The sequence below is a fragment of the Acinetobacter sp. Colony158 genome (assembly GCF_019264745.1).
Lineage (GTDB): Bacteria > Pseudomonadota > Gammaproteobacteria > Pseudomonadales > Moraxellaceae > Acinetobacter > Acinetobacter ursingii.
Map to the genome: position 1 here is coordinate 1,074,614 of NZ_CP078523.1, position 10,375 is coordinate 1,084,988.

At 42.1% G+C, this 10,375-nt stretch carries 10 protein-coding genes; 3 read left to right on the plus strand and 7 right to left on the minus strand.

What is annotated here, in order from left to right:
- Positions 1 to 172 precede the first annotated feature (172 nt).
- Positions 173 to 517 (plus strand): winged helix-turn-helix domain-containing protein, encoded by a 345-nt coding sequence (locus tag JR005_RS04175; protein ID WP_104795245.1) that lies wholly within the window; start codon positions 173 to 175, stop codon positions 515 to 517.
- A 25-nt stretch (positions 518 to 542) separates the two neighbouring features.
- Here JR005_RS04175 and hemN read toward each other — a convergent pair whose 3' ends face one another.
- The 5 genes from hemN to JR005_RS04200 form a co-directional block, all read right to left on the minus strand.
- Positions 543 to 1,907: an oxygen-independent coproporphyrinogen III oxidase gene (hemN, locus tag JR005_RS04180; RefSeq protein WP_218665612.1), complete on the minus strand. Its 1,365-nt coding sequence runs from the start codon at positions 1,905 to 1,907 to the stop codon at positions 543 to 545.
- Between the two features lie 266 nt (positions 1,908 to 2,173).
- Entirely contained in the window at positions 2,174 to 3,607 is a 1,434-nt protein-coding gene (locus tag JR005_RS04185) for an amino acid permease (protein WP_218665613.1), read from the minus strand.
- A 187-nt stretch (positions 3,608 to 3,794) separates the two neighbouring features.
- On the minus strand, positions 3,795 to 4,154 hold the full coding sequence (locus JR005_RS04190) for a RidA family protein (RefSeq protein ID WP_104795243.1): 360 nt from the start codon (positions 4,152 to 4,154) through the stop codon (positions 3,795 to 3,797).
- 10 nt (positions 4,155 to 4,164) lie between these two features.
- The gene (gene alr, locus JR005_RS04195; protein WP_218665614.1) at positions 4,165 to 5,268 is read right to left on the minus strand and encodes an alanine racemase; all 1,104 of its coding nucleotides are present in this window, start codon (positions 5,266 to 5,268) and stop codon (positions 4,165 to 4,167) included.
- 29 nt (positions 5,269 to 5,297) lie between these two features.
- Positions 5,298 to 6,557: a D-amino acid dehydrogenase gene (locus JR005_RS04200; protein ID WP_151732631.1), complete on the minus strand. Its 1,260-nt coding sequence runs from the start codon at positions 6,555 to 6,557 to the stop codon at positions 5,298 to 5,300.
- A gap of 137 nt (positions 6,558 to 6,694) precedes the next feature.
- Between JR005_RS04200 and JR005_RS04205 the strand changes: the two genes are divergently transcribed.
- A complete protein-coding gene (locus JR005_RS04205) occupies positions 6,695 to 7,162 on the plus strand; it encodes an Lrp/AsnC ligand binding domain-containing protein (protein WP_005000879.1) in 468 nt (155 codons plus the stop codon).
- 402 nt (positions 7,163 to 7,564) lie between these two features.
- Positions 7,565 to 8,779: an aromatic amino acid transaminase gene (locus JR005_RS04210; protein ID WP_218665615.1), complete on the plus strand. Its 1,215-nt coding sequence runs from the start codon at positions 7,565 to 7,567 to the stop codon at positions 8,777 to 8,779.
- A 72-nt stretch (positions 8,780 to 8,851) separates the two neighbouring features.
- Here JR005_RS04210 and JR005_RS04215 read toward each other — a convergent pair whose 3' ends face one another.
- Together JR005_RS04215 and dld are read right to left on the minus strand one after the other, a co-directional pair.
- Positions 8,852 to 9,157: a hypothetical protein gene (locus JR005_RS04215; RefSeq protein ID WP_004994488.1), complete on the minus strand. Its 306-nt coding sequence runs from the start codon at positions 9,155 to 9,157 to the stop codon at positions 8,852 to 8,854.
- A 120-nt stretch (positions 9,158 to 9,277) separates the two neighbouring features.
- Positions 9,278 to 10,375, minus strand: a 1,098-nt coding sequence (gene dld, locus JR005_RS14480) for a D-lactate dehydrogenase (RefSeq protein ID WP_228731745.1), incomplete at its 5' end; no start/stop codon positions are given.

Genomic DNA, 10,375 nt, shown 5'->3' on the forward strand with positions numbered 1-10,375 from the left:
TAAAAATCAACACAAATCTAAAACCAATAATATATTCTAGCGACTTAACTCTAGATGACTCACTTATTAAACAATCTAAATATGATTTTATTTTTGTTTTTAAATTAGAACTTTTCTGTATTTCATTATAAAATTTTACTGATTTCCTTTTTATGATCATTATGGCTTAACAATGGCTCAACTCAAATTACGTCTTAGGTTGATGGTTGATCAAGAGATTGCTTTTGGCCCTGGAAAAGCGGACTTACTCGAAGCCATTCAAGCGACGGGTTCCATTTCTCAAGCAGCCAAAAAAATGAATATGAGCTATCGTCGCGCATGGCAACTGGTGGAAACCATGAATCAACTTTATGCTTCGGCTTTGGTTGAAACCTATAAAGGCGGTGAATCAGGTGGTGGGGCGATCGTCACCGCTTTTGGCGTTGATATTTTAAAGCAGTTTAGATATATGGAGCAGAAAGCACTGGCTGCAATCGAAGCAGACTTCCAACAGCTTTCAGGTTATTTAAAACCCTAAGCTGTTCACGTCAATTGAAGCTAAGCTAAATCGTCATCGAAAAAATCTGGTTATTCGGTATCTTACGTTTCATTCGCAAGTCAAATGCCATACAGATATTACGAACAAACGCCTTGCCTTGCTCCGTTACTTTGATATTTTTTTCACCAATGTCCAACAATTGATCTTGTTGCATTTCTTCAAGCTGTTGCAACACCTGAGGTAATTCGGCAAAGCTTTGCTTTGAATCTTGCCATGAAGTTTCAAATTGGCACATTAGATTTAAAATATGCTGGCGAATCATCAGGTCCTCTGACGTCAAAACATGTCCACGAAACACTGGAATTTCATTATTTTCCAGTCGAGCATAATAGTCTTCTAATACCTTTTCATTTTGAGCAAAGCTGTACCAGCTATCACTAATCGCAGATACACCCAAACCAATCATGACTTGGGTTTTAGATGCGGTATACCCCATAAAGTTACGATGTAACTGACCCTGTAAAAAGGACTGATACATCGGATCAGTTTTTAAGGCAAAATGATCCATCCCAATTTCGACATAACCATGATCCAGCAATTTTTGTTTGCCCGCTTCATAAAGTTTTCGTTTCACTTCATCTTTGGGCACATCATGATCTTTAAAACCACGCTGACCATTGCCTTTAATCCACGGCACATGCGCATAGCTATAAAAAGCCAAACGGTCGGGCAATAATCGATTGGTTTGGTCTATGGTATACAGCACATCGTCCAATTCCTGAAAAGGCAAACCAAAGACCAAATCATGGGAAATCGAGTCATAACCAATTTCTCTCGCCCATTGCGTCACATTGGCGACATTTTCAAACGGTTGAATGCGATGAATCGCTTTTTGAACCTTCAGACTATAATCCTGAACCCCAAAACTGACGCGACGGAATCCGAGATCATACAACGCCTGTAAATGTGCTTTGCTGGTGTTGTTCGGATGCCCCTCAAAACTAAATTCATGATGTTCAGCAATCTCAGCCTGATCCAAAATACCATGAATGAGTTGTTGTAGATGTTCGACTGAAAAAAAAGTCGGCGTTCCACCACCCAAGTGGATTTCCCGAATAATCGGTTTTTCACCCAATAACTCACAGTACAATGACCATTCTTTGAGTACCGCCGCAATATACGGCGCTTCAACTTCATGGCGTTTGGTGACTTTTTTATGGCAACCGCAAAAAGTACATAAGCTTTCGCAAAAAGGTAAATGAATGTACAGGCTGATGCCTTCACTTGCATTTGATTCAATAAAAGATTGGCGCAAAGTTTGCTGCCAAGCCTCTAGTGAGAATGTATCTTCCTGCCAATAAGGAACAGTCGGATAACTGGTATAACGAGGTCCTGGAACATTATATTTTTGAATCAAAACATTTGACATTTCAATATCCCCAAATACCTTTATCCTTTTATTATAATCCATTTAACCCTATACAAAAACCTCAAAAATAAATTAATTAAAATTAAATAACCAATAAAAACAATATCTTAATTTTAAAAAATAATCATTCTCATCCATTTCTGTTTTAAAATTAGACATTATAAAACCTATGTTTTTGGTTGGGATTAAAATAATTTATCAAATTAATTAAAATAAAAAAGGCATATTTATTTAAATAGATATGCCTTCAAAAAAGCGCGATTTAATTAAGAACTTTTTAGCTGTTTGAGTCGCTTGATACGTGGTTTATACAGCAACTGATACGTCACCGCCAAAATAAACAACCACAGTGGGCTGACATATAAGGCTTTTAAGGTATCGGGTTCCAGTGCCAAAATCACCAAGGTGAACAGCAAGAATGCCAATACCACGTAGCTCATCCAGATTCCACCTGGCATTTTAAAAGTCGACTGGGCATGTAATTCAGGTCTGAGTTTACGATAACGCAAATAGCACACCATGATCAGCCCCCAAACGCTAATAAATAAAATCACGCAGAGAGAACTGGCTAAAGTAAAGGCTTCAATGGTATTGGGTACAAAATACTGTAATGCCGCACCCGCCATAATAAACAGACAGGAAAACACCAAACCATTAGCAGGAACAGCGCGTTTGGATAACCGCGCCAATGCTTGCGGTGCCTGACCACCGCGGGATAAACCAAATAACATTCGACTGGTCGAAAATACCCCACTATTCATCGACGATGTGACTGAAGAAAGCACCACCAGATTCATAATAATCGCTGAAGTTGGAATCCCTGCATGTAAAAATAATTCAACAAATGGGCTTTTATTGGCACTGATCATATTCCACGGTGTGACTGACATTACCACCAATAATGCCAACACATAAAACAGGATAATCCGAATCGGGATTGCATTAATCGCTTTGGGTAAATTCTTTTTTGGGTCTTTGGTTTCGGCTGCTGTGGTGCCAATCAGCTCCACTCCGACAAAAGCAAACACCGCAATCTGAAAACCTGCTAAAAAGCCCTCGGTACCTTTAGGAAACATGCCACCCGAAGACCAGAGGTTACTTAAAGAAGCAACGGTACCCGTCGGTGCCTGAAAATGGCTAAATACCATAAAACCACCGATTGCAATCAATCCAAGAATCGCCAAAATCTTGATCAAAGCAAACCAGAATTCGACTTCACCAAATAAACGAACCGTCAGCAAATTCAGCGCCAATACAAACAATACACAGCCCGCACTGATCAGTGCTTGTCCCATCGGGGTAAAACTCATGCCATCGGGGAGCCAAAAACCCAGATAATTAATAATCGCCGCCAGATCGGCTATACCCACCAATACCCAGCCGAGCCAATATGTCCAGCCCAAATAGTAACCAGCGCCAGGCCCTATCAGATCATGTGCCATATCAACAAACGATTTGTAATGCAGATTCGCCAACAATAGCTCGCCCAACGCGCGCATCAGGAAGAAGAACATGACCCCAATGATCATGTAAATAAATAAAATTGAAGGTCCTGCCAATGAAATGGTTTTACCAGAACCCATAAATAGCCCAGTGCCAATCGCACCGCCAATCGCAATTAGTTGCAAGTGTCGATTGGAGAGTTTACGTTGAAGATCATGCGACGAATGTTCGTCTTCAGAATGACGTACTGTTGTCATGATTAAATATCCTTTTTAAATGTCCCTTTTTTTGATCAATTCTGTGTGACTGCCAACCAAAATAACAAGGCAGAAACCGCAGAATTGATGCCGAGTAGCATCAAAATAAAAACCAGAAGGAATCCTTTTCCGTGGCAATTCTGGTTTTAACGTTAAATATTAGGTGGGTAAAGATAAATCAATCGCTTTATTGCTGTGCAGCAATCACGGCGATTTCAATCAACCACGCGGGATTGACTAAATCTGCCTGAATCGTAGCGCGGGCAGGCGTTGCCAATCCATCTAACCACTCAATCCAAATGGCATTGACTTGAGCAAAGTCATCTAGGTTTTTAATAAAAAGCTGCGCTGAAAGCAGACGCGACTTATCACTTTTCGCCTGTGCTAACAGTTGATCGATGGTCGTCAAGATTTCACGGGTCTGACCTTCAATATCAAGCTCCGTGTTTTTGGGTACTTGTCCCGACAAATACACCACTTGATTAAAAATGGTGGCCGAACTCATCACCTGATTGCTGTTAATTCTTTCAATATTAGAGACTGACATCACTCTATCCTTATGCTTCAATAAAAAATGGAACACGTGCGGTTACACCACACATCAATTCATAACCCACGGTGTCTGAGGTCGCTGCGACTTCATCAATTGGCAAAATCGTACCCGAACGAGATTTGCCCCAAAGCACCACTTCACTGCCAATTACCGCATCTGCAATCTCGGTCACATCGACCGCCAACATATCCATACTGACCCGACCAATCGTGCGAGTGCGGATGCCATTGACCAACACAGGCGTACCCGTAGCAGAAATACGCTGATAGCCATCGGCATAACCACAGGCCACAATACCAATTTTCATGGCTTGCTCTGCCTGAAAGGTTGAGCCATAACCTACTGTTTGCATGGGCTGTAAATCTTGAATGGCAATGATTTCACTGCGCAGACTCATACTGGGTTGTAGATTCCAGTCCTGAATCGAGTGTTGGGGAAAATCAGGCGAACTGCCGTAAAGTAAAATGCCCGCACGGACTGTTTTAGAAGTCAGTTGCGAACCATGCCGCAGGATCGCAGCGCTGTTACAGATCGAACGTTCACCCGGTAAATCCTGCACTGTGTCTTCAAAGATTTTGAGCTGTGCCTCAATTCCCGATTGCCCTAGACGTTCGTCATCGGCATCAGCAAAATGCATCATATGCGTCAGGCTGTTCACGGCAGCGCAAGATTTAATTGTCTGCCACACTTCGCGGTAATGCTGTGGCTGAAAACCTAGACGATTCATACCGCTGTTCATTTTCAGAAAAATATCAAACTGAGCAGGCTCAGGATGCTGTCGCACCCATTTCGCCTGTATTTCACTATGGAGACTAAAACTGAGTTGGTAAGCTGTACAATCAAACAAATCCTGCGCCGAAAAAACACCTTCGAGCAGCAAAATTGGTCCTGTCCAACCCAAGGCGCGCAGACGTTTGGCTTCATCGATATCTAGTAAGGCAAAACCATCAGCGGTTTTCAGGGCGGGATAAACCCGTTCGATTCCATGCCCATACGCATTAGCCTTTACTACTGCAAAGACCTCATGCTGTGAGGCATGCTTTCGGGCAATGTTAAGATTATGTGCCAAAGCATTTTGATGAATGATGGCACGGATTGGACGTGGCATAGTTCTTCCCTGAACTTAAGTATTTGATCTTAAGCTGCGTGTGAATAACGCAGGATCGATAAGCCTTCGGTACTAATTTCAGGCTGATGATTGAGTACAAGGTCGCTAATCAACTTTCCTGAACCACAAGCCATCGTCCAACCCAAAGTACCGTGTCCCGTATTTAAGAACAGATTGCTAAACCGAGTCGCACCGATGATTGGGGTACTGTCTGGCGTCATTGGACGTAAACCAGTCCAGAACGATGCTTGTGCCATATCTCCGCCTGGGAACAAATCGTTCGTCACCATTTCTAAGGTGGCACGACGATCCTGATTTAACCCCAGATTGAAACCACTGAGTTCCGCCATTCCACCGACACGAATCCGCTGATCAAAACGGGTAATGGCAATTTTATAGGTTTCATCAAGCACAGTAGATTGCGGTGCAAATTCAGGCTGTGCAATTGGAATCGTCAATGAATAACCTTTGACAGGATAAACGGGTAAATTTAAATGCAGGGGTTTAAGGAAATCACGCGAATAACTCCCAAATGCCAACACATAACGATCCGCAGTTAAAACCTGACCGTTGACGCGAACGCCTTTGATTTCATCACCTTCGATCAGCAATGCTTCAACATTTTGGTTAAATTGAAATTCGACACCTAACGCTTTGGCTTTTTCTGCTAATGCATTGGTAAATAAATAACAATCACCTGTTTCATCATTGGGTAAATGTAAACCACCGACCAGCTTGTCTTTGGCATATGCCAGTGCGGGCTCAACCTTGGCTAAATCATTTTGATCAAGCAATTCATAGCTGACACCGCATTCTTTGAGGACTTCGATATCACGATGAACCGCCTCGAGCTGGGCTTCGTTACGAAACACCTGCAAGGTGCCTTTGGCACGGTTTTCATAACTGATCCCCGTGGTTTCACGTAGTTCTTTTAAACAATCGCGGCTATATTCAGCTACACGCATCATGCGTTCTTTATTTTTGGTATAGCTTTCTGGATTACAGTTTTTCAGCATTTGTGCCATCCATTGTAGTTGCCACATGCTGCCATCAATATTAATCGCAAGCGGTGCATGATGCTGAAACATCCATTTCACTGCTTTAAACGGAATCCCTGGTGCTGCCCAAGGGGTCGAATAACCTGGGGAAACTTGTCCTGCATTACCAAAACTGGTTTCTTCGGCAGGCCCAGCTTGACGATCCAGTACCGTGACTTGTGCTCCCTGTTGCGCAAGATAGTACGCACTTGCGACACCAATCACACCACTCCCTAAAACGATCACGCGCATTTTTCTTCCCTCACGCAGTCCAGTGAATTTAACTAGTATATTTTTGCTTCAATAGTTTATTTCACTGTTTTAGGCACTATAATCTAGGAAAATTGGCAGTTTTGTCGTGTAGAAATTCTAAAAAAAGGAAAAAAATAATGCGACCACTGGATCGAACTGATCGGCAGATTCTGGATATCCTGCAACGTGAAGGACGTATTGCGATCAGTGAATTGGCGTCTAGAGTCAACTTATCAACCACGCCCTGTTCAGAACGGGTCAAGCGGCTAGAACGTGAGGGCATCATCATGGGTTACTATGCACGGCTCAATCCTGCACATGTCGATCGAAATTTACTGGTATTTCTGGAAATTAAGCTTTCTGCCAAATCAGGCGATGTATTTGATCAAGTTGCCCGTGATCTGATTGAAGTACCGGAAGTGCTGGAATGTCATTTGATTTCAGGTGAATTTGATTATCTAGTCAAAGCCAGATTGAAAGAGATGAGTGCTTACCGAAAACTGCTCGGCAATATTCTCAAAAAATTGCCTGCATCGGCTTCATCGCATAGCTATGTGGTGATGGAAGAAATTAAGGAAACCTTGTATCTAGATTTATCTCAATGAAGAATTTTATTCAGATATATTCTCGTCAAAAGAGAATTTGCATACTGTTTCCGCAAATTAAGCTTCCTTTAAGTCTCAAGTTTTAAATTGAAGTCCTCAGAGCTTAAAACTTTTGCCACACTCCCCTGTGTGGTTTTTTTTGGCTAAAATTTAGAAAATTGCACTTTTTTAATGCATTTCTATCCTAAAAAAACGCATCGAAGTATAAAAAAGTTTTAACATTCACTTCAGTAATCTTTGCAAACCAAGATTAAGAATTTTTCAGTTCTAAGACTAGAAGAGCATGGCACGATACAGGTCTTACTGCTACATTAGTCAGGTTTGATGTTTGCTTAAATCTCATGCACTCGCACCAACTCCGCGCAGTTTTGGTTCAAACTGCGAAATGAAAGGATTTTTTTGATGTTTCAACATATCCCCCCATATGCAGGCGATCCGATTTTATCGCTTATGGAACAATTCAATGCCGACCCACGTCAAGGCAAAGTCAATTTAAGTATTGGTCTTTATTATAATGAAGACAGTATTGTGCCTCAGCTTGATACCATTATTGAAGCGCAAAAACGCATTGAACCCCTGCAAAGCAAAACCAAGCTATATTTGCCAATGGAAGGCTTCAAACCTTATCGTGAAGCGATTCAAGCGTTATTGTTTGGAACAAATAGCCCTGCTGTAAAAAGTGGTCGCGCTGTCACCATTCAGACTTTAGGTGGTTCAGGTGCGCTTAAGGTTGGCGCGGATTTTCTTAAAAATTATTTTCCAAATTCTGAAGTCTGGGTCAGTCAGCCGACTTGGGATAACCATGTAGCCATTTTTAATGGAGCAGGCTTTAAAACCCATTTTTATCCATATTTTGACGCCCAAACGGGTGGTGTGAATTTTGAGGGAATGCTCTCTGCCCTCAAACAACTGCCTGAACAAAGTATTGTGTTATTGCACCCATGTTGCCATAACCCAACGGGCGCAGATTTAAATCCTGCACAGTGGGATCAAGTGATTGAAGTACTGAAAGCGGGCAATCTGATTCCATTTTTAGATATTGCCTATCAAGGCTTTGGCGATGGTATGCAGCAGGATGCGTATGCGATTCGTGCGATGGATCAGGCTGGTCTGAATTTTATCGTCAGCAATTCATTCTCAAAAATTTTCTCACTTTATGGCGAACGTGTCGGTGGTCTGACTTTTGTTTGTGATGATGTTGAAGCCGCTCAAGCCACTTTTGGCCAGTTAAAAGCCACTGTACGCCGTATTTACTCTAGCCCACCAACAACTGGGGCTTGGTTGGTGGATCAGGTTCTTAACGATGCTGAGTTAAATCAACAATGGCAGGGCGAAGTTCAGCACATGCGTGAACGTATTATTAAAATGCGTCAAATCTTGCGTGACGAATTAAGCAAAGCCTTGCCAGATCGCGACTTTAACTATCTGGTCGAACAAAAAGGCATGTTTAGCTATACAGGTCTTACTGGCGAACAAGTCGACACCTTACGTGAAGACTATGCCATTTATCTGGTGCGCAGTGGCCGTATCTGTGTCGCGGGTCTCAACATGAATAATATCTATGTGGTCGCAAAAGCTGTCGCAGAAGTCTTGGCTAAAGCGCCTACACCAGCTTAAGCATTGATCCACGACGAAGCATTAAACAAAGCCTGAGATAAACATCTCGGGCTTTGTTACTTTACGTTTAAATTAACGACCATACCCTGGATCAGGGTTAGTTGGTCGGTTAAAACCTGGATCAATCTGATTTGACTGGTTATTTTCTCCCGGACGTAAACCACCATTGTTTGAGCCTGACGGATAGTTATAACCAGGATCGGGATGATCATGGGTGGTTTCCCCAGGTCGCAATCCACCATGATCATGTGCAGGTGGACGGCTAAAACCAGGGTCTGCTTGACGGCCTGATTGATTGATATGATCATCAGGCGTCACGATACAACCAGTCATTAATGTTGCAACTGCCAATGCAGCCAATATGGTCTTGATATGCATCAATCTTCTGCTCCTTAAAATAGTTGTTATCAGGTGCTTAAAGTTAGCGTGAGTTGTATGATTTAGACTTTTAAATTATGACGAATTCTAGCAAGGATAAAGTTGCAACTATGTAACCCACTAGGATGAAATCTTGCTTTTACCCCAATATTTAAGCTTAGACGTATGTCCAATTCCGACATTAAAACTATTGGTCGGATCGAGCTTTTGATAAAAGTTGGCCAATGCAGGTTTAGCGATATATAAATGTCCAACATTATGTTCTGCTGGATATTCTGCTCGACGAGCATCCAGCAATGTCCACATTTGATGTTCCATCGCTAAAGGATCAACGCCTTTTTTGACAATATAGTCCTGATGAAACACATGGCAGAAAAAATGCCCATAATACAGTTTATGTAAAATTTTCTGTTCCATGTCAGTAGGAAGTTGTTCAACCCAGTCTCGATCGTTACGGCGCAGGGCAATATCCAGTGCCACAATATCTTCTACTTCGCTACGATGGGTATCGCGATAACGTATCGCAGCCCCCGCGATGGCAAAGCGATGTAAAAAGGCTTTTCGGCCTTCCTCCTCATCACATAAAAAATAAGCCCCAGTCGCATGTACAGCAAAATATTCTTCTAAAAATTGTTCAGTCTGATCTTTACTATTGTTTTCCACTCGTAAAATCAAATGATGCTCATATTGATCGTGAAACTCTGTCATACGTTTAGGTAAATGATTCGGCAAAAAGAAAGTCAACGCTTGTAATAAATGATCCGTCAGTCCTTTAATTTTAAATTTTTCCAGAAAACCATCCACCTTATCTTTTAAAGCAAAAGCTTTCGGGACATTGGCGGTACCAAATTTTTCAATAAACAGAAACGTGTCTTTGCCATACTTCTCCCCAATCCGATACGCATCACGATGAATATATTCCCCAGCAATCGGTAAGCTCGGCAATGCAGTCAATAAATAACGGCGAATTGCCGTCAGGTCATTATGATCATTGCTGCCAATATAGAACACATCGCTTGCCACTTTTTCATACGTATCCAAACGTACTGCAAATACACAAACTTTTCCAGCCGAGCCTGAGGCTTCAAACAAACGTGAAGGATCTGCGTTAAATCGTGCTGGACTATCTGCGTCCACCTGCGTCACATCATGCGCATAACGATGATCGGATGCCTGACGCGTTGCATCATCCTGTATATCACTGACCTGATATTGCTG

What these genes read in the sequence shown, in the direction of transcription:
- JR005_RS04175 (WP_104795245.1), top strand. Translation starts at nt 173, where the DNA reads ATGGCTCAACTCAAATTACGTCTTAGGTTGATGGTTGATCAAGAGATT.
- hemN (WP_218665612.1), bottom strand. Translation starts at nt 1,907, where the DNA reads ATGTCAAATGTTTTGATTCAAAAATATAATGTTCCAGGACCTCGTTAT.
- JR005_RS04185 (WP_218665613.1), bottom strand. Translation starts at nt 3,607, where the DNA reads ATGACAACAGTACGTCATTCTGAAGACGAACATTCGTCGCATGATCTT.
- JR005_RS04190 (WP_104795243.1), bottom strand. Translation starts at nt 4,154, where the DNA reads ATGTCAGTCTCTAATATTGAAAGAATTAACAGCAATCAGGTGATGAGT.
- alr (WP_218665614.1), bottom strand. Translation starts at nt 5,268, where the DNA reads ATGCCACGTCCAATCCGTGCCATCATTCATCAAAATGCTTTGGCACAT.
- JR005_RS04200 (WP_151732631.1), bottom strand. Translation starts at nt 6,557, where the DNA reads ATGCGCGTGATCGTTTTAGGGAGTGGTGTGATTGGTGTCGCAAGTGCG.
- JR005_RS04205 (WP_005000879.1), top strand. Translation starts at nt 6,695, where the DNA reads ATGCGACCACTGGATCGAACTGATCGGCAGATTCTGGATATCCTGCAA.
- JR005_RS04210 (WP_218665615.1), top strand. Translation starts at nt 7,565, where the DNA reads ATGTTTCAACATATCCCCCCATATGCAGGCGATCCGATTTTATCGCTT.
- JR005_RS04215 (WP_004994488.1), bottom strand. Translation starts at nt 9,157, where the DNA reads ATGCATATCAAGACCATATTGGCTGCATTGGCAGTTGCAACATTAATG.